The sequence below is a fragment of the Klebsiella sp. F11 genome, assembly GCF_056712265.1.
In genome coordinates this window covers 4,776,762-4,795,392 of the sequence record NZ_CM160060.1, presented here as the reverse complement: position 1 = coordinate 4,795,392, position 18,631 = coordinate 4,776,762, and the positions used below count along the sequence as shown (strand labels likewise).

The following is an 18,631-nucleotide window of genomic DNA, read 5'->3' as shown; positions in this document are numbered from 1 at the left end:
ATGAAAGGGCAACACCATGACCATTCACACTACGCATAGCAGTCAAACCCGCGTTGCTGAGTCGGGTAAGTTTAAAAAGCAGCTGACCTTAACCGACCTGACGTTTATCGGCCTGGGGGCGATTTTTGGCTCCGGCTGGCTGTTCGCCGCCAGCCACGTGGCGTCGATTGCCGGGCCGGCGGGGATCGCCTCCTGGACGATCGGCGGGTTTGCGGTGCTGCTGCTGGGGATCGTCTACTGCGAGCTGGGGGCGGCGCTGCCGCGCGCCGGCGGGATTATCCGCTATCCGGTCTTTTCCCACGGCGAGCTGATGGGCTATCTGCTGGGATTTATCACCCTTATCGCCTTTTCCAGCCTGATCTCGATTGAAATTGTCGCCGCTCGCCAGTACGCCGCGGCGTGGTTCCCGATGCTGACCCAGCCGGGCTCCGGCTCGCCGACGCTGCTCGGCTGGATCGTGCAGTTTCTGCTGCTGTGCTTTTTCTTCGGCCTCAACTACTACAGCGTCAAAACCTTCGCTCGCTCGAATAACGTGATTAGCGTGCTGAAGTTTCTGGTGCCGCTGCTGGTGGTCATCACCCTGTTCGCCTTCTTCAAGCCGGAAAACCTGCATACCCAGGGATTCGCGCCGTTCGGCATGTCGGGGGTGGAGGCGGCCATCAGCGCCGGCGGTATTATTTTTGCCTACCTGGGGCTGACGCCGATTATCTCGGTGGCCAGCGAGGTGAAAAACCCCCAGCGCACGATCCCGGTGGCGCTGATCCTCTCGGTGGTGCTGTCGACGATTATCTACGTGCTGCTGCAGGTGGCGTTTCTCGGCAGCATCCCGACCGATATGCTGAGCGGCGGCTGGGCTGAGGTCAGCAAGCAATTCTCGCTGCCGTATCGCGATATCGCCATCACCCTCGGCATGGGCTGGCTGGCGTTTATGGTGATTAGCGATGCGATCGTTTCCCCGAGCGGAACCGGCAATATCTATATGAACGCCACGCCGCGGGTGATTTACGGCTGGGCGAAAAGCGGGACCTTTTTTAAAGCCTTTACCCATATCGATAAAGAGTCCGGTATTCCGCGTCCGGCGCTGTGGCTGACCTTCGGCCTCTCTATTTTCTGGACCCTGCCGTTCCCGTCGTGGGAGCAGTTAATTAGCGTGGTGTCGGCGGCGCTGGTGCTGAGCTACGCTATCGCCCCGGTGACCGCCGCCGGGCTGCGCCGCAACGCGCCGGATATGCTGCGCCCGTTCCGCGTACGCGCGTTCCATATCATTGGCCCGGTGTCGTTTATGGTTTCGGCGCTGATCGTCTACTGGTCCGGCTGGACGACCCTCTCCTGGCTGCTGGGGCTGCAAATCGTGATGTTTGCGGTGTACGTGCTGTGCAAAAGCAAGGTGCCGGTCCATGCGGTGAGCTTTGCGCAGCAGGTGAAATCTTCGCTGTGGCTGATTGTCTTCTATGCCCTGATTATGCTCTGCTCGTGGCTGGGGAGTTTTGGCGGCATTAACGCGCTACCTCACCCCTGGGATACGATAATAGTGGCGGCAATGTCGCTCGGTATTTATTACTGGGGCGCGCGCAGCTGTCTTCCTCAGGCTAACTTTAATGGCGATGAAGAAGAGTAGAAGAGTAGAAGAGTAAAGGAGAAGAGTATGGATACGGTAACGCTGACGTTGCCAGAGGCTGAGGCGCTTTCCCGCGAGGTGCTCAGCGACAATGGTTTCAGCGAGAGCCATGCGGCGGCCGTGGCGCGTAACGTGACCGCCGGGGAGCGCGACGGCTGCGCTTCCCACGGCCTGTGGCGCCTGCTGGGGATCGTCGATACTCTGCGCAAGGGGAAGGTTTCGCCCGACGCCGAGCCGCAGATTGACGACCGGGCGCCGGCGGTGGTGCGGGTGGATGCCAACGGCGCCTTTTCGCTGCTGGCCTTTGAGCGCGCGCTGCCGCTCTTGTGCGCTAAGGCGCGCCACAGCGGTATTGCCGCGCTGGCGATTAACCGCTGCGTGCACTTCTCGGCCCTGTTCGCCGACGTTGAGCCGCTTACCGAGGCGGGGCTGGTGGGGCTGGCCTGCACGCCGGGCCACGCGTGGGTTGCGCCGGCGGGCGGCAGCCGGCCGCTCTTCGGCACCAACCCTATCGCCTTTGGCTGGCCGCGCGGCGACAAGCCGCCGTTTATTTTTGATATGGCAACCAGCGTGGCGGCGCGCGGCGAGATCCAGCTGCATCAGCGCGCCGGGAAACCTTTACCGGAAGGCTGGGGAATCGACGCCGAAGGAGAGCCCACCACCGATGCCGCCGCCGTTCTCGACGGGGCGATGCTGACCTTTGGCGGCCACAAGGGGTCGGCGCTGGCGGCGATGGTGGAGCTGATCGCCGGGCCGCTGATCGGCGATATGACCAGCGCGGAGTCGCTGGCGTGGGACAACGGCGCCGGCGGGCTGCCGTACGGCGGTGAGCTGATCCTGGCGCTCGATCCGCAGTGCTTTCTCGGACCGCAGGCGGACGAGCACCTGGCGCGGGCGGAGACGCTGTTTGACGCCATGCGTTCGCAGGGGGCCCGGCTTCCCGGCGAGCGCCGCTTTGACCGTCGTCAGGTCAGCGAACGCCAGGGGGTGACCATCGGGCGTTCGCTGTACGAGGAGATTGTCGCCCTGCGGCGTTAGGTTTTTTTGCGCCCGGCGGGCCCGGGCGCAGGCCGTCATCCGGGATTAATCAGAACAGCGTATCCAGCTCTTCCAGCACGTTATAGTCGTCGTCGACCAGCAGCAGCGCCTTCCATTTGTCGAAGGTCAGGCACGGGTGCGAGGTGCCGAAGACCAGGATATCGCCGACCTGCACGTCGCTGCCCGGCGCCAGGCGCAGCATGCAGTGCTGATCCATGATCCCGACGCTGACGATCGCCTCCGCGCGCAGCGCCAGCGGCTCTCCGTCGCGATAGTGGGCGATGGGCTGCGGCAGTCCGGCATCGAAAGCGCAGTCGCGCTTGCCGAAGTTCACCACCGCGCGATCCGCTTCCGGAACCGACTGCACCATCGCCATCAGTTCGAGGGCCGAGGTCAGGTCGCCTGCCAGACCGCAGGCGATCGGATCCCGAGCGATCAGCGCCCGCTGGGCATCATCGTAGATCCCCATATCGTGCGTGATGTAGCAGCCGGGGCGGATGGCTATCCGGCAGCGTGCCGGCTTTTTGGCCGCCAGCCAGATGTTGCACACCACGTCATACCATACGGTGCCCGCGCCGGTGAGGATGAACTCGCCGTCGACCAGTGGCTCCATCCGGCAGGCGAGGTCCGCGGCCTGGCGCAGCAGCGCTTCGACCTGCGGCTGCGGATCGTCGCCGTGCAGCACCCCTTCATACAGCTCCAGCCCGCGCAGCGTCAGGCCCGGCAGCTCCGCCGCGGTCTGCGCCAGCGCCAGCGCATCCTCTACGCTGCGGCAGCCGCAGCGCCCGCCGGGTACTCCTAGCTCAATCAGCACGTCCAGGGTTTGCCGGCGTTCGGCGAAAAAGGCCGACAGCGCCCGGGCGTTAGCGAGGCTATCGATGCAGCAGATGAAATCGACGCCGCGGTAGTGGGTTTTCAGCTGCGAAACGGCCTGCATGTTGGCCTTGCCCACCAGCTGATTGACCATCAATACGCGCTGGACGCCGCTGGCCATCGCCGCTCCGGCCTGCCAGGCGCTGCCGACCCCGATCCCCCAGGCGCCGGCCCGCTGCTGGGCCTGAAAAATCCACGGCGTCATCGTCGTTTTGCCGTGCGGCGCCAGCGAGACGCCGCGGGCGTCGGCGTAGCGCTGCATCCAGGCGATATTGTTTTCCAGCGCGCTTTTTTTCAGCAGCGCGGCGGGCAGGCAGACCTCTTCCGCCAGCAGGTTCGCCGGCGATGTCATCGGCGCGGACTTATGCGGGACAAGCGTCGTGCAATGGTATTTCATAACACTATCCTTTCAGGTTTCACGTGCGGACTTGGAATGAGTATCATGTATAACTGTTTGATAAATATTATTTTAATACTTAAAAATTATTCGTTGTGAATAAAAGTATCACAAAACGATCTGGGTTTTGCGTAGTTTTCCACTGTTTTTATGCCTTGTAAATGGTTAACTTGTCGGCAGAGTTGAAAGGGAGTAATTGCGATGAAGGTTGACTGGCTTTTTAAGAACGTCACGGTAATTGACGGCAGCGGCGGGCCGCAGTATCGCGGCGACGTGGCGGTGAAGGGGGATCGTATTGTGGCGATCGCTCCGGCGCTGCCGGTGACGGCAGAGCGCGAAATTGAGGGCCAGGGCCGCGTGCTGGCGCCCGGCTTTATCGATGTGCATACCCATGACGATATTAACGTCATCCGGATTCCGGAATATTTACCCAAACTCAGCCAGGGCGTGACGACGGTGATCGTCGGCAACTGCGGGATCAGCGCGGCGGTGGCGACCATGCGCGGCGCGGTGCCTGACCCGATGAACCTGCTGGGCGAGCAGGAGCACTTTATCTATCCCACCGTGCAGGACTACGCGCACGCGGTGGAGGTGGCCAGGCCCTCGCTTAACGTCGGCACGCTGATTGGCCATACCGCGCTGCGTAATAACCATATGGACGATCTGTTCCGCCCGGCGACGGAGACGGAGATTGCCGGCATGCGCGTCCAGCTGCGCGATGCGCTACGTGAAGGGGCGCTGGGTCTGAGCACCGGCCTGGCCTACGCCAGCGCGTTCCACTCCACCACTGAAGAGGTGATGGCGCTGGCGGAGGAGTTGGCGGCGGAGAAGGGGATCTACACCACCCATCTGCGGTCCGAGTTTGAGCCTATCCTTGAGGCTCTCGACGAAGCGTTTCGCATCGGCCGCCACGGCAACGTCCCGGTGGTGGTTTCTCATCACAAGTGCGCCGGGGCGAAGAACTGGGGGCGCACGCGCGAGACGCTGGCCTTCTTCGACGAGATGCGCCAGCGCCAGGAGATCGCCTGCGACTGCTATCCCTATTCCGCCAGCTCCTCGACGCTGGATATGAAGCAGGTGACCGATGAATTCGACATCGTGATCACCTGGTCCGAGTCCCGGCCGGAGCAGGCGGGAAAAACGCTGCGGCAGATCGCCGACGAGTGGCAGGTCAGCCTGCACGACGCCGCGGCGCAGCTGATGCCGGCGGGCGCTATCTACTACAACATGGACGAGCAGGACGTGCGGCGGGTGATGCGCTATCCGGTGACCATGATCGGCTCCGACGGCCTGCCGAACGATCCGATGCCGCATCCGCGGCTGTGGGGCGCTTTCCCGCGGGTGCTGGGGCACTACAGCCGCGACGAGCAGCTTTTCCCGCTGACCACCGCGATTCACAAAATGACCGGGCTGTCGGCGGCGCGCTTCCAGCTGCCGGAGCGTGGGCTGGTGAAAACCGGCTACTTTGCCGATTTGGTGCTGTTTGACCCACAGACGGTGCGCGACGTGGCCAGCTTCTCCGACCCGAAGCGGCCGGCGGAGGGCATTGAGGCGGTGATGGTCAACGGCGTTATGAGCTACGGCAGCGATAAAAAAATTACCGGGCGCGCGGGGCGTTTCCTGCGCCGCCGGATGGACTAAGGAGTGAGTATGAGCATTAAACGTTACGGCGTGGAAGGTGGAACTGGCACCGGCGGGCAGCATCTGCCGTTTGCCCGCGCGGTGGAAGCGGGCGGCTGGCTGTACGTGTCCGGCCAGACGCCGATGAAAAACGGTGAAGTGGTGGAGGGCGGTATCGTCGAGCAGTCGCGGCTGGCGATGCAGAACTGCGTCGATATCATGAATGAAGCGGGCTATGCCCTTGCCGACGTGGTGCACGTGAAGGTGATCCTCACCGACTCGCGCTATTTCCAGTCTTTCAACAAAGTGTTCCGCGAATTCTTTGGCGAACATCCGCCGGCGCGGATCTGCTGCGTCGCCGATCTGGTGGTGGACTGTAAAGTTGAAGTGGATGTGACCTGCTATAACGCCGCCCGCGTCTAAATAATAGCTCCCCGCCGCGGGCCGGGGAGCGACCCATAACAATGTACAAGCAGCGCCAGGCCGAATATATCGGCCGGCGCGACCGGGATTGCTGTGCCTTTTTTCGGCATCGTTACTATTAACTCATAATATTCAGCGGTACGAATATTATTTATTACGCCTGGATGTGAGCAATGAATAATATGTCATTCCTGATTTGGTTTTCCGTTTATGCCTGCGCGATGATCGCCTTAGGCTGGTACGTTTCGCGCAAGCAAAAGAACGGCGACGACTTCCTGCTGGGCGGGCGCTCGCTGCCGATGTTCCTGACGCTGGGGTCGACGGTCGGCACCATGGTCGGCACCGGCTCCAGCGTCGGCGCCGTCGGCTTTGGCTACAGCAACGGCTGGGCGGGGATGCTGTACGGCCTCGGCGGCGCGGTCGGTATTTTGCTGGTGGCGTGGCTCTTTGCCCCGGTGCGTAAATTTCGCTTTATGACCATGAGCGAAGAGATGGCGTATTACACCGGCGGCAGCAAAATTATTAAAAACCTGGTGGCGATCCTTATATTTATTGCCTCTATCGGTTGGCTCGGGGCCCATATATTGGGCGGCGGCCTCTATCTGGCGTGGGCCAGCGGCATTGATATCAACGTCGCCAAAATTATTATTGCGCTGGCTTTTGTGGTTTACGTCGGCATTGGCGGCTACTCGGCGGTGGTGTGGATCGACACCATTCAATCAATCGTCCTGTTTGTCGGCTTTATTTTAATGGCGATCTTCGCGGTCCACCACGTCGGCGGCTGGAACCATATTCAGCAGGCGGTTGACCCGGCGGCCCAGAGCCTGTTTGCCGTCGATAAGCTCGGGGTGCTGCCGGCGCTCTCTCTGGCGGTGGTGATTGGCGTAGGCGTTCTGGCAACCCCATCCTACCGCCAGCGTATCTACTCGGCAAAAACCGTCTCCTCCGTGCGCCAGTCGTTCACCATCACCGGCCTGCTCTATCTCGGCTTTTCGTTCCTGCCGGCGATTATCGGCATGGCGGTGTGGACGATGAACGCCAATCTCGAAAACAGCGGCTTTGCCTTCCTGTTTGCCACCCAGGTCCTGCCGCCGGTGCTGGCGATGGCGATTCTGATCGCCGGGATGTCGGCCAATATGTCCTCCGGCAGCTCTGACGCCATCGCCGCCGTCTCGATTATGCTGCGCGACCTTTACACCCTGGTGACTGGCCATATGCCTGCGCCAGAGAGGGCGATTCGCCTGTCGCGGATGTTCCTCGTGCTGGTTATCGCCCTGGCGCTGCTATTTGCCCTGACCTCCAACGACATCATTAGCTACATCACCAAAATGATCTCGATGATTATGTCCGGGATGTTTATCTGCACCATGCTCGGCCGCTTCTGGACGCGCTTTAACTGGCAGGGTGCGGTGGCCGCGCTGGCCGGCGGCGCCGGCGCATCGGTCGCCGTGCTGATGGACAGCGGCTGGCTGGCATCCTGGGGCAACCCGTGCATTCCGTCGGTGCTCACCAGCCTGGTGGCTTCGGTGGTCGTCACGCTGCTGACGCCGGCGAGCGGCATGAGCCGCGAAGAGGCGCTGGAGATGATTACCCGCGAACGGGAAAGCACCCCGGCGGCACCGCCGCTGGCCATCGGCAAACGCAATACGTCGCAGGGCTAAGGGGACGCAGATGCAGGACTATATCGCCGTCGACTGGGGATCCACGCAGCTGCGCGGCTGGCTGATACGCGACGGGAAGTGCGTGACAACGAAACAGCTGCCGCTGGGGATCTCGCGGCTTAACGGGCAGGCGCCGGCGGAGATCTTCCGCCAGCATCTGGTGCCCTGGCGCGGCGAGCGGGCGCTGCCGGTAGTGATGGCCGGGATGGTCGGCAGCGATGCCGGCTGGCAGCCGGTGCCCTATCTGGCCTGTCCGGTCGCCATCGACGCGCCGGGCCGCCGGCTGTTCAGCGTTGCTGAAAACGTGTGGATCGTGCCCGGTCTCAAGGTCGAACAGGCCGGGGACTACGGCGTGATGCGCGGCGAAGAGACCCAGCTGCTGGGCGCCGGGCACATTGCTCCGGCCGATTGTTACATTATGCCGGGCACCCACAGCAAGTGGGTACAGGTCGAGCGCGGGGTCGTGCAGCATTTCTCCACCGCCATGACCGGCGAGCTGCATCACCTGCTGCTTAGCCAGTCGCTGATTGGCAGGCAGCTTCCCGAACAGCGGCCGGACGACGCCGCTTTTGAACTGGGGCTGGAAAAAGGCATGGCCTCGCCGCTGGCAGCCGAGCTGTTCACCGCCCGCGCCGCGCGGCTGCTGGGGGCGCTGGCGCCGGCTTCGGTCAGCGACTATCTCTCCGGGTTGCTGATTGGCGCCGAGGTGGCGGCTTTTGGCGATCGCTACCGCAGCGCCGCCGTCACCCTGGTAGGCGATCCGGCGCTGACTGCCCGCTACCGACGGGCAATGTCGGCGCAAGGTTGGGTCGTGCAGAGCTGTAGCGGCGATGAGGCGTTTCTGAATGGTATGGCGAGGATAATGAATGAACGCAGTTAAACTGATCGCGATTTTGCGCGGTATTGGCCCCGCAGAGGCGGCGGAACACGTTGAGACGCTGATTGACGCCGGTTTTCGCTATATCGAAATCCCGCTTAATTCACCGGACTGGCAGCACAGTATTCCGCAGATGGTCGGCCGCTTTGCAGATCGGGCGGTGATTGGCGCAGGGACGGTACTTAACGTCGAACAGGTGGATTTTCTTGCCGCGGCGGGGGCGAAGCTGGTGGTGACGCCGAATACCCAGCCGGCGGTGATCCGCCGGGCGGTGGCGCAGGGGATGCTGGTCTGCGCCGGGTGCGCCACTGCGACCGAAGCGTTTAACGCCCTGGAGGCCGGCGCGCAGTGGCTGAAAATCTTTCCGTCATCCGCCTTTGGCCCGGACTATATCCGGGCGCTGAAGGCGGTGCTGCCCCCGGAGGTGCCGGTGCTGGCGGTAGGGGGCGTTACGCCGGATAACCTCGCTATCTGGGTACAGGCCGGATGCGCCGGCGCGGGGTTGGGGAGCGACCTCTACCGAGCCGGGCAGACGCCGGCGCACACCCGCGCGCAGGCGGATCGCTTTATTGCCGCCGGCCGGGGGCTAGTCGCCTAGGGGCTGACGATCGACGCCGCCGCGGTGGCTGTCGAGCGCCAGCTTGATGCGCCGCAGGCGGTCTTTGGCCTGCGGCTTGTTGGCCATTGCCAGTTCGGTGGCCAGCACGTCGACCATCGCCAGCATGGCGTAACGCGAGGTGCTGGGTTTGAAAATATAGTCGTTTTCGCGCACCAGCAGCGGCAGCAGCAGATCCGCCTGCTCCGCCAGCGGCGTACCCGCCGGGGCGATAGCGATCACCTTCGCCCCGTACTGCCTGGCGATCGCCGCGCTTTCAATAATCTCTTTGGTATAGCCCCCCAGCGACAGCACGATAACCACGTCCTTCGGCGTCACGGCCGAGCTCATCATGCGCACCAGCAGGCCGTCGTTCTGGCTGACGACCGGCAGGCCGAGGCGAAACAGGCGATACTGAATCTCCTGGGCGCAGATGGTCGAGCCGCCGCCCATGCCGAGCGCCAGTATTTGCCGGGCATCGCTAAGCCAGGCGACGGCGCGCTTGAGCGCGTTAATATCCAGCGCCCGACGGTTGGTCTCGAGGACGCCAATGATTGACTCGTAGATCCCCTGTACGCCTTCCAGATCCGGGACATCCAGAATAAAGCGCTGCCCGACGGCCAGCGACTGCGCGAGCTTCATTTTCAGCTCGCGGACGTCCTTGCATCCCAGCGCCCGCGCAAAGCGGGTGACGGAGGCCTGGCTGGTGCTGGTCAGGCGAGCGATTTCGGCAATCGGCAGCTCGGCCGCGGCGGCGACATCGTCGAGAATAAACTGGGCAATTCGCTTTTCGGTAACGGTCAGCTCGAGAAAGCGATCGGTGATGCAGGAGATGATATCGATCGAGTAGGCCATACGGGTGTCAGTCGCTAAATGTGTAATGATACTTTGTACCATATTCAGGGCCAAAAAAGCAGCGCCGGCGCGGCAATGTGGCCTACAGCGCGAGGCGCATGGCGCAGCGGGTCTCCGGTAGCAGGCCGTGGTCCGTTTCCCGCTGCCTTTTGGCCGCCAGCCCGGACGGCAGGTGCTGCTCATCGAGCATGCAGAACCCCAGGCGGGTGTAGAACGGGGCGTTCCACGGCACCTCGCGGAAGGTGGTGAGGGTCAGCGCCGGATAGCCCATGCCGCGGGCGGTATCGATAACCCGTGCCAGCATCATCCGGCCAATGCCGCGCCCCTGCCACTGCTGATGGACGGCGATTTCCACGATAAACAGCGCATCATCGAGCGGCTCGCTCAGCAGGAAGCCGACGGGCTCGCCGCCGACGATGGCCAGCAGGCTGTGGTCCGTTTCGAGATACTGATAATGCTCCCGGGCGCTGATGACCGCGCTATCTGCCAGCCAGGCGAGAGCGGGGATCTGACGAAAAGCCTGCGCCGCCGATCGCTCAATAGCGGGCAGCCGGGGAATATCGCTCTCCCCGGTCAGGCGCAATGTCACTTCGGCGGTTATAGTGTTAGTTTTCATTGCCTCAGCATAGCACCTTTGGGAGAAACGTATGGAGTTGACCGCCGTCCCCGCCACCTGCTTTAGCAGCGAACAGCTGACGACGATCCTATGCGACTGCTTCGAAGATTACCTGGTGCCCGTTGCGCTGTCGGTCGAGGTGTTTGTCCAGCGCTTCGGCTCTGAAGGGCTGAGCCTGCTGGATTCCTGCGTCTGGCTGGCGGGGGATACGCCGGCGGCGTCCGGCCCTCAGAGAGCCGGACGAGTAGGTTTAGCCTTCGCGCTTGACGATTTTTATATCCACCATGCCGATTCCTAGCTGGCGCGGCGCGTGGCCGAGAATATTGCCTTCGTTGGTGGACTGCGGGTCCGGCGGGACGATGATCAGCGTATCGCTGCGCGCCGGGTTGTCGAAATGCAGCGTGGTGGTGGAGACGTCATTCGCCAGCGTCAGCATCTGTTCGCTATCGCCAACGCGCACCGGGATCGGCTTGTTGGCGTTGGGTCCGTAGGCCTTGGCGGTGATCACCAGATCGAATTTCTCCGGCAGCGGGTTCTTAAACTCGATTTTGACTTCGCTGCCCAGCTGCGCGTTGGACCAGCGGCCCCAGGATTCCGGCCGGGAGATGCCGCTAAACTGCCTGACCTCCTCCGGCGCGCCGGCGACGTTAAACACGAAGCTGTCGGCCTTATAGCGAATATCGTTATCGACAATTTTCAGCGTGTTGACGTTGCCTTTATAGCGCTCCATATCGATGAGGGTGTCTTTAAATGCCGTTTTTCCCTGCCACTGGGGCTTATCGACGCGCTGGACGGTCTGCTCGCCGCCGAGCTGGCCCTGCGATACGCACCAGTCGGTGGAGAGCGACAGCTCGCTGGACCACAGCTGGCCCATCTTGTAGCAGCGGTCGATCCAGACAAAGTTATCGCGCGGGGCAAAATCGGCCAGCTGGTAGCGCAGCGGGGCGGAGTATTCGCTCTCCGGCAGCGGCTCGACGCGCTTATCGGAGACCCGCAGCAGCAGCGGCAGGCGGAAGTGGCTGCCGGAGAAGGAGACCATGCTTTTCTGCGCGTCAACGGTGAAGTTTTTCATCTCTTTCGGGAAGTTCCACAGGCGGATGACGTCCGGCTTCCAGGCCAGCACCTTCTCTTTCATATTGAGGAATATACCGGAAAGCGACTGCCCGGAGAGGCTGCTGCGGCCGAGACCGATATAGTTGTCGCCGCCGAGGATATCCAGCACCGTGGCGCCGTTGTCCATGGTATTGCGCTTCACTGCCAGCGTATCCTGCTGCGGCTGGTCACCGCGCAGCACGAAGAACAGGTTGCTGCGATCCTGCTTGTTGAGATATTCCCAGGCGGTGTTTTTCATCGCCAGGTGATCGGAAGAGACCACGATCACCGTGTTTTTGAAATAGGGCGAGGCTTTGATCTTCTCGATAAGCGCCGCGATATGCTCCTGGCTGCAGCTTACCGCGCTAAAGGAGAGGTTCTTTTTACCGCCTATTTCATAGCTTTTGCGTTGGCAGGTGCGCGAAATAAAACCGTCAGGATGGTGGGTATCCACCGTCAGCGCAAAGAGCGAGAAGCGTTTACCGGACTGCGAAAGCTGTTCGAATTTTTTCCAGGTTTCATCCAGCACGGTATCGTCGTAGAAGCCCCAGTCGTTGCGATAGGCGGGGTCGGCAACGGTGGTTTTCAGCTCTTCAGCGCCGTACAGGTGATCGAAGCCGTGGGACTTCAGGAACACGTCCTTCCCGGCGAAACGCAGGTTGGCGCCCTGTACAAAATAGTTTTCATAGCCGGAGTTTTTCAGAATGTCGCCGAGGCAGATATTCTGCGGGAAGAAGCTGGATACCGAGGCCGAGGCGTTGCCTTCAAACGGCGCAAACAGCGGAATACCGCACTGCGAGGCGACCATCCCGGCGATAGTGTAGTCGGTACCCGGCAGCTGCACGGTGTTGCTGAAATCGAGGCCTTCGCTTTTCAGCCTGCCAAGCTCGGGCGCCAGGTCAGGGAAAGCGTCGTTATCAAAATAGGTGCGCTCAAGGCTTTCGCCGTAGATATAGACCAGGTTGAGCTGCGGGTTGGCGATGCTTTTCGACGGCTCTTTATAGTAGGCGACAAAATCCGGATCGCCGTCGCGGGACTGGGATTTCACCAGCTCGCTAATCTGGCGGAACGCCGGGCTGGCGTCAACGGAAGCCAGCGCGAGAACCAGCGCCAGCAGGCTGTAGCCAAAGTGGTGAGGATGATGGCGGCGTCGGCGCAGTATCCAGCCAAGGGCGCTAAAAACGCTCACCAGCGCCACGATAATCCCGGCGCCGGGAAGAATATATTTGCCGACGCCCGCGCCGGTCAGGCTGTTGGTCAGGGTATAAAGCACCGCGTCATTAATGCCGTCGCCGGTAAAATAATCGCTGGCGTAGAGGGTGATGTTGAGGACCACAAACAGGCCCAGCACCGTCAGCGTAGCGGCAAACCACCAGGTATTGCGACCGGCTTTTAAGGCATAAATCACCACCGAGGTGAAAAACAGGGCGATGGATAACAACTCTGACACAGCTTACCCTCATTAGCGCCAGCTGACCGCAGGCAGAATGGATCGGTTTCCACGGTACACTGTAATGGCAGCGCCATATTGCTGCAATTGTAGAGTCATTAAAGTGTGCTGTGGTTCAGAATTGGTCTATAAGTCGCCATTTTTGATCGACGTCTCATCCTTCCCGGCGGGGAAAAATGAGACCATCAATGTTAAAAAACGGCGTTGCGGCCGCGTTGGCTACGCTAAGGCGCCAAACGCGGCATCGGGGGAGGGGATCAGGAGAGGAATTTCGCGCCCTGCTCGAGGACCAGATCGCAGGCTTTGGTTTTCACTTTTTCCGCCAGCGGGCTGCTGCCGAGAGTGCTCAGGTTCAGCTGCTGGCCGTTATTGCTGTTCAGCAGACCCTGTAAACCTTCAAGATAGCCGGTATCCTCTTTCTGTTTTTCCGCGGTGCCGAGGCCGAGCTTATCCAGAACCTGGTTTTTGATGTTTTCGGTATTGGTCACCGAGGCGAGCTTTTGCTTCGCGCAGTACGACATAATGCCGGCGGCGTTGTTCATGCTGCTGGAGGTTAGCGACTGGCTCCCTCCGTTCAGCAGGCCGGTCAGCGAGGAGAGCGACAGCGCGCCGCTTTGCTGCGAGCCGCTCTGGCTGCTGCCGCTGAGCTCGCTGGCGGCGCTGGAGAGGGAGTCCTGCCAGGAGGCGGCCTGCGCGCCGGCTGCGAAAAAGGCGCCGGCAATCATCAGAGTGCGGAACAAGGAGTGTGCAGATTTCATAAGTTTACTCATCGTGGTTACGGAAGTATTCCGCAGTATAACCCCGCCTGAGCTCGGAAATGTCTTAATACTCTTTGCCGGTGACCCGGTGACGATAGCTATCCCAGTTGAAAATCACCCACAGGCTATTGCCGAGGCGCATGCGGTCCATCACGCGCTCGCCGAGCAGCTTGTTCATCTCGTCCATGTTGCTGTTGGTTAACATGCCTGTCGGGCGCTTTGATGAGGAGCGGCGATCGACGATCTGATTGATGATCACCTTTTCATAGCGCGATTCGGTTTGCATGCCGATCTCATCGATCACCAGCAGATCGACCCGGCTGAGATCGTTCAGCAGCTGCTCTTCGCTGATCTCCCGGTTGCCGAAGGTGTCCTTCATTGCCGACATAATGTCGGCGACGGTAATGATCAACACCGATTTACCGCGCAGCAGCAGCTCGTTGCAAATGGCGGCCGCAAGGTGGTTTTTACCGGTGCCGGGCTTGCCGGAAAAGATAAAGCTGGCGATGTTGCCGTCGAACTCTTCAACGTACTGGCGGGCTCTGGACAGCGCGTTCATCTGGCCCTCGCACTCAACCCGGTAGTTCTCAAACGAGCAGTTCTGGTGCAGCGGGCGGATGCCGGAGCGGTTAAACGTGCGCTGCATTTTCATCGCCCGGTTCTCCCGCTCAAGGGCCTCAGAGCGCAGCTTGCCCTGCTCTTTCTGCCAGGCCAGCAGCTCTTCGCCGCTTTTGAACGCCGGTTCGATATGGGCAGGCATCATCTTTTGCAGGCGCTTCATCAGTTCGCCAACGTTTTTCATGCTCATCCTCTGAACCCCCGTGGAATATGGCTATCCGGCTCGCTGAGCGTATTCACATCGCGTCGTGGCTGGCCGCCGTTGCCGGCACGCCCGATTTGCACGCTACGCGCCAGCTTCTGCTGCCACTGCACGTGATGAAAGACTTTACCTTCCGCCTGCCAGTAGGCGACGAATGCCGCCAGCTCTTCCGGCGTGACCGGCTGGCTTAGGGCGATGCCCCACAGCGCCGCGAGGCGCTGAAAATCCGCGTCCGGCTGCCAGTCGGCGTACATGGCGAATTTCCCCATGGGGACTGCGACCGGCGCGGCGGCCGGCTCGTCAAAAAACTGCGTATCAAGCGCGATATCGCTGCCGGGGCGCGTCAGCTTACTCTCCAGCTCAAGCAGCTGGGCCAGGCGTTCCGGCGTCAGCGCATAGAAGGCGGGAGCGTTGTTGGCAAAAACGGCAACCGCGCCGCGGGCCGATTTTGCGAGAATGGCCGCAGGATCCTGCATGAAATCATCCAGGCCGCTAAAATCGGTAGTTAAAATTCGCGAAGACATAACACTATCTCAACTCTGAACAACGATAGAGAGGGGGAATAGCACACATAGTAGCACAGCGCCCGGCCGGGATGGAGCGACTGACCGATCCCGGCGGCGCGGCTCGCTATACCCGCGGACGCTTGCGGTACAGCCACAGGCCAGGAATAGAGAGGCCGATAGAGAGCGCACCCACGATCGACGATGCTTTTAAAAAGTTGCTTAACAGCATAATCATCATCTCTTCAGAATAACCAAAATGACTGATTTTTACCGCCGAGATCATCGCCGTATAGGCGGAGATGCCGGGGAACATTGGGATCACCGCGGCAACGGTAAAGATCTTCGGGTGCGCCAGGTACCAGCGGGACCACTGAATGCCGATGCTGCCAATCAGCAGGGCGGCAAGGAAGGTGGCCCACTCGATATTAAAGCCCGCCGTCATCATCACCATCCGTGAACCGTGACCAATGGCGCCCAGCAGCGCGCACCAGCGCAGCGCCCGCTGCGGAACGTTAAATACCATCGCGAAGCCAACGGCAGGGATGGCCGCCAGCGCCATATCCTGCGCCAGCGCAAACAGATACGTCATTATGCCCATCCGCGCAGCCCCCACATGGTCATCGCCATCACTACGCCAATGCAGGTGGCAAGGGTCAGCAGGCTGGCCAGCGCCCAGCGCGCAAGGCCGGTATTGATATGCCCTTTGAACATATCCGCCACGGCGTTGATCAGCGGAAAACCGGGTACCAGCAGCAGCACGCTGGCGGCCATCGCCACGGTTGGCGTGCTGGAAAATGCCGGTAAACGTAGCATCAGCCCGGAGATGGTGGTGGCGACAAAGGCGGTAATGCAAAAGTTAATCTGCGGATGCATCGAGCGGTGGGTCAGCAGCTGGCGGATATACATGGCGATGGTGCTGGCGCAGAAGGTGACCAGCGCGCCGTCCCAGCCGCCGTTGTTTAATTTGCAGAAGCAGGCGCAGGAGAGCCCGACCATCAGCACCAGCAGCCAGCGCGGGTAGCGCAGCGGCTTGATCTGGGAGAAGCGCTTTTCCACATCTTTATAATCCAGCAGCTTATGCTCGGTAAGGATCACTATATGCTGCACTTCGGTCACCACGTGCATATTAATGCCGCGATCGATATTCTTGCGCGTGGAGGTCAGGCATTCGCCGTCTTTGATGGTGGTGAGGACAATCGCATTCGATGAAATGGCGCTTTCCACGCTGTCCATGCCTAACGCCCGCCCCAGGCGAGTAGAAAGCTCCTCAACCAGCGCGCTTTCCGCCCCGTGTTGCAGTAAGAAAAGACCACACTGAATGCACAATCGCGTAATTGTGCGCTGAACTGCTCGATCTGCTTGCATAAATACCTGCCGTCAGTAACGCCCGATGCCGTAGTGTCCGTTGCTACTTTAACCTGAACTCTCGCTTTAACTGAGGGGGCGAGTCAAACAATATGAAAAAAGCCGCCTCCCGGACGGATGGATAAATTTTGCACCGCAGCACATTTATAAAACTGTCGAAAAGTGCAGTTCTTGCCGCCGTTATTGCTTTGAACGACAGACGCCTGAATAGGTCCGCGGACGGATCCGGCAGGTATCCTCGAAAGCGGCATCGTCGATCTGCTCCGCGAAGCGGCCGCGGCGCGCGGATGGCCGCGGAGGAACTGGTGCATCACGGCGTTGAATTTTTATGTGAGGGGCAGCGCGTCCCGGCCGTCCTGACGGAGCTCAGCGGCGGGGGAAACGCACCGCCTCAGCGGTGATTTCATTGTCGGCTGCGATGGCTTTCACGGCGTGTCGCCAAAGGTATTCAGAAATAGCATCAAATGAAATAGCGTTATTCTCTCCCGCTATAAATTACTTATCCTAATTTTTATTTTAAATTTTTCTAACTTATTGAGCGTTATTGCCTGTGCTAGCGTTGATGGTTGGCAAGGTCAGGCTCAATTCCTCGCCAGACCAATAAAGATTTATCTGGCGCGGTAATATAAAGATCGCCAGGTTATTCATCTTTATTGTAAAAGGCGCGAGTCTTCGATGGGAAGCGGAGGGTTTATGTTACCGGGACAGGGTAAATACGGCATTATTATCAGTAAAACACCGGTTATGCAGCGCGGACTAAAGGCGATTGCCGGGGAGCACCTTCCCGAATATGCCTTCGGCGCCTGCGGCTCTCTGGAAGAGCTGACTCTTCTTCAGCTGCGGCAGGCGGCGCTGGTTGTCGCGGATTTATCGGGCGAAATCCATCAGCCCCGCGAGGTGTGTAAGGGCTATCACTCATTGATGACCCAATATGGCGACATTCACTGGGTCTATATGATTGGTCATTCCTGCTATCTCCACGCCATGGAGATATTAGTCTGTACGCAAAGTACGCTCGTTTCCAGCCATGAGTCGGTAAAACACCTGGTTGAGGTTATTCGCGCGGACGATACGGCGCGGGAGAGTGTCAGCCAGACGCTAGTATCCTCCACGTTAGGAAATAGCGAAGAGATTCGGCCAACGGCGATTTTTCTGACGCTATCCGAACGTAAAGTTTTACGTTTGCTGGCGAAAGGCTGGGGAATTAACCAAATTGCCGCGCTGTTGAAAAAGAGCAATAAAACGATTAGCGCGCAGAAAAATAGCGCTATGCGCCGCCTCTCTTTGCGCAGCAATGCGGAAATGTACGCCTGGATTAATAGCGCTCAGGGAATGAAGGAGCTGAATATCTACGCCGCTTTTGGAGAACAAAAGCAATGGAAAAAAACAACTCACCGCGATATGTCGCTGTCGTAGAAAAATGCATGCTGACCGAGCTGGCGCTGCGTCATATATTAACCGGCGTGGGAGCGGGTAACTATATTGTCCGGTTTTTTAAAGATACCCAATCGCTGCGCTGGATGCTGAGGTCCCAAAAAGCTATTGCCGTTATTTTTTCACTCTTCAGCAATCGCCTGTTCCGCATGGAGAGCCTGCTTTTTCTTCATGAAATCGCCTGCGCCACTCCTGAAATACGGCGCATCGTTTTAGCTCATGATAGCGCTGAAGCGCGCTTAGTCAGACAGCTGACGCCGTCCAGCCTGCACGGCGTGCTGAATAAATCGATCTGCCATATACGGCTGCAGGAGCAGCTGATTGAGCTGGTTAACCAGACGCTGCAGGCGGAGGAGCCGTTAATTAGCCCGGTGCCGGGCTTCGGCTGCCAACTTCTGAGCCCAACGGAACAGCAAATTCTTCGCTATATGACCCGTGGCTATTCATTGCCAGAGATAGCGGCCCGGTTGGATCGTAATATCAAAACCATCCGCGCCCATAAATTTAACGCTATGACTAAGCTCGGCGTCAGTTCAGATATCGGCCTGCTGAGCGCGGCCGATATCCTGATGCATTTATCGGCCCTTAACGAAGACGCGGCGGAGGAGTGTCTCGGCTAACCTTGCTGCAGGT

18 protein-coding genes and 3 pseudogenes are annotated in these 18,631 nt (G+C 60.0%); 11 read left to right on the top strand and 10 right to left on the bottom strand.

Annotated elements, in window-relative coordinates:
• Window positions 1-16: 16 nt before the first annotated feature.
• Together AC1M2H_RS23575 and AC1M2H_RS23570 are read left to right on the top strand one after the other, a co-directional pair.
• On the top strand, window positions 17-1,618 hold the full coding sequence (locus AC1M2H_RS23575) for an APC family permease (protein WP_480149284.1): 1,602 nt from the start codon (window positions 17-19) through the stop codon (window positions 1,616-1,618).
• A 27-nt stretch (window positions 1,619-1,645) separates the two neighbouring features.
• Entirely contained in the window at window positions 1,646-2,656 is a 1,011-nt protein-coding gene (locus tag AC1M2H_RS23570) for an Ldh family oxidoreductase (protein WP_480149283.1), read from the top strand.
• 49 nt (window positions 2,657-2,705) lie between these two features.
• Here the strand turns inward: AC1M2H_RS23570 and AC1M2H_RS23565 are convergent, their stop codons facing one another.
• Window positions 2,706-3,926, bottom strand: coding sequence for an amino acid deaminase (locus tag AC1M2H_RS23565; RefSeq protein ID WP_480149281.1), 1,221 nt, complete (start codon window positions 3,924-3,926; stop codon window positions 2,706-2,708).
• A 79-nt stretch (window positions 3,927-4,005) separates the two neighbouring features.
• Window positions 4,006-4,159 (bottom strand): annotated as a pseudogene (locus tag AC1M2H_RS23560) (hypothetical protein).
• On the opposite strand from AC1M2H_RS23560, the gene AC1M2H_RS23555 reads away from it, so the two are divergent.
• From AC1M2H_RS23555 to AC1M2H_RS23535, 5 genes are all read left to right on the top strand, one after another.
• Window positions 4,128-5,567: an N-acyl-D-amino-acid deacylase family protein gene (locus AC1M2H_RS23555; protein WP_480149280.1), complete on the top strand. Its 1,440-nt coding sequence runs from the start codon at window positions 4,128-4,130 to the stop codon at window positions 5,565-5,567. The pseudogene AC1M2H_RS23560 and the gene AC1M2H_RS23555 sit on opposite strands and share 32 nt — an antisense overlap.
• A 9-nt stretch (window positions 5,568-5,576) precedes the next feature.
• Complete coding sequence (locus AC1M2H_RS23550) at window positions 5,577-5,969, top strand: RidA family protein (protein ID WP_480149279.1); 393 nt, start codon at window positions 5,577-5,579, stop codon at window positions 5,967-5,969.
• 173 nt (window positions 5,970-6,142) lie between these two features.
• Window positions 6,143-7,630: a sodium:solute symporter family protein gene (locus tag AC1M2H_RS23545; RefSeq protein ID WP_480149278.1), complete on the top strand. Its 1,488-nt coding sequence runs from the start codon at window positions 6,143-6,145 to the stop codon at window positions 7,628-7,630.
• Window positions 7,631-7,640: 10 nt separating this feature from the next.
• Window positions 7,641-8,510 carry a 2-dehydro-3-deoxygalactonokinase gene (locus AC1M2H_RS23540; protein WP_480149277.1) on the top strand — a complete coding sequence of 290 codons (870 nt, stop codon included), beginning with the start codon at window positions 7,641-7,643 and terminating at the stop codon, window positions 8,508-8,510.
• Window positions 8,497-9,105: a 2-dehydro-3-deoxy-6-phosphogalactonate aldolase gene (locus AC1M2H_RS23535; RefSeq protein WP_480149276.1), complete on the top strand. Its 609-nt coding sequence runs from the start codon at window positions 8,497-8,499 to the stop codon at window positions 9,103-9,105. Before AC1M2H_RS23540 ends, AC1M2H_RS23535 begins: the two co-directional genes overlap by 14 nt.
• Here AC1M2H_RS23535 and AC1M2H_RS23530 read toward each other — a convergent pair.
• Together AC1M2H_RS23530 and AC1M2H_RS23525 are read right to left on the bottom strand one after the other, a co-directional pair.
• The gene (locus AC1M2H_RS23530; RefSeq protein ID WP_480149275.1) at window positions 9,094-9,957 is read right to left on the bottom strand and encodes a MurR/RpiR family transcriptional regulator; all 864 of its coding nucleotides are present in this window, start codon (window positions 9,955-9,957) and stop codon (window positions 9,094-9,096) included. The genes AC1M2H_RS23535 and AC1M2H_RS23530 overlap by 12 nt on opposite strands.
• A gap of 82 nt (window positions 9,958-10,039) precedes the next feature.
• Window positions 10,040-10,573: a GNAT family N-acetyltransferase gene (locus AC1M2H_RS23525; protein WP_480149274.1), complete on the bottom strand. Its 534-nt coding sequence runs from the start codon at window positions 10,571-10,573 to the stop codon at window positions 10,040-10,042.
• Window positions 10,574-10,604: 31 nt separating this feature from the next.
• Here AC1M2H_RS23525 and AC1M2H_RS23520 point away from each other — a divergent pair.
• Window positions 10,605-10,793, top strand: a pseudogene (locus AC1M2H_RS23520) (GNAT family N-acetyltransferase); the annotation flags it as partial.
• 30 nt (window positions 10,794-10,823) lie between these two features.
• Here AC1M2H_RS23520 and opgB read toward each other — a convergent pair.
• From opgB to AC1M2H_RS23490, 6 genes are all read right to left on the bottom strand, one after another.
• Window positions 10,824-13,115, bottom strand: a complete 2,292-nt coding sequence (gene opgB / locus AC1M2H_RS23515; RefSeq protein WP_480149273.1) for a phosphatidylglycerol--membrane-oligosaccharide glycerophosphotransferase — start codon at window positions 13,113-13,115, stop codon at window positions 10,824-10,826.
• Window positions 13,116-13,372: 257 nt separating this feature from the next.
• Entirely contained in the window at window positions 13,373-13,873 is a 501-nt protein-coding gene (locus AC1M2H_RS23510; protein ID WP_480149272.1) for a YjjA family protein, read from the bottom strand.
• 64 nt (window positions 13,874-13,937) lie between these two features.
• Entirely contained in the window at window positions 13,938-14,675 is a 738-nt protein-coding gene (gene dnaC / locus AC1M2H_RS23505) for a replicative helicase loader DnaC (protein ID WP_480149271.1), read from the bottom strand.
• A gap of 2 nt (window positions 14,676-14,677) precedes the next feature.
• A complete protein-coding gene (dnaT, locus tag AC1M2H_RS23500; protein WP_480149270.1) occupies window positions 14,678-15,217 on the bottom strand; it encodes a primosomal protein DnaT in 540 nt (179 codons plus the stop codon).
• A gap of 106 nt (window positions 15,218-15,323) precedes the next feature.
• On the bottom strand, window positions 15,324-15,797 hold the full coding sequence (locus AC1M2H_RS23495; RefSeq protein WP_480149269.1) for a threonine/serine exporter: 474 nt from the start codon (window positions 15,795-15,797) through the stop codon (window positions 15,324-15,326).
• Window positions 15,788-16,564: a threonine/serine exporter family protein gene (locus AC1M2H_RS23490; protein WP_480149268.1), complete on the bottom strand. Its 777-nt coding sequence runs from the start codon at window positions 16,562-16,564 to the stop codon at window positions 15,788-15,790. The genes AC1M2H_RS23495 and AC1M2H_RS23490 overlap by 10 nt, the downstream gene beginning before the upstream one ends.
• Before the next feature lie 190 nt (window positions 16,565-16,754).
• Between AC1M2H_RS23490 and AC1M2H_RS23485 the strand changes: the two are divergent.
• The 3 genes and pseudogenes from AC1M2H_RS23485 to bglJ all read left to right on the top strand — a co-directional run.
• Window positions 16,755-16,941 (top strand): annotated as a pseudogene (locus tag AC1M2H_RS23485) (4-hydroxybenzoate 3-monooxygenase); the annotation flags it as partial.
• A gap of 316 nt (window positions 16,942-17,257) precedes the next feature.
• Window positions 17,258-17,980: a helix-turn-helix domain-containing protein gene (locus AC1M2H_RS23480; protein ID WP_480149267.1), complete on the top strand. Its 723-nt coding sequence runs from the start codon at window positions 17,258-17,260 to the stop codon at window positions 17,978-17,980.
• Window positions 17,941-18,618, top strand: a complete 678-nt coding sequence (gene bglJ, locus AC1M2H_RS23475) for a DNA-binding transcriptional activator BglJ (RefSeq protein WP_480149266.1) — start codon at window positions 17,941-17,943, stop codon at window positions 18,616-18,618. Before AC1M2H_RS23480 ends, bglJ begins: the two co-directional genes overlap by 40 nt.
• Window positions 18,619-18,631 lie beyond the last annotated feature (13 nt).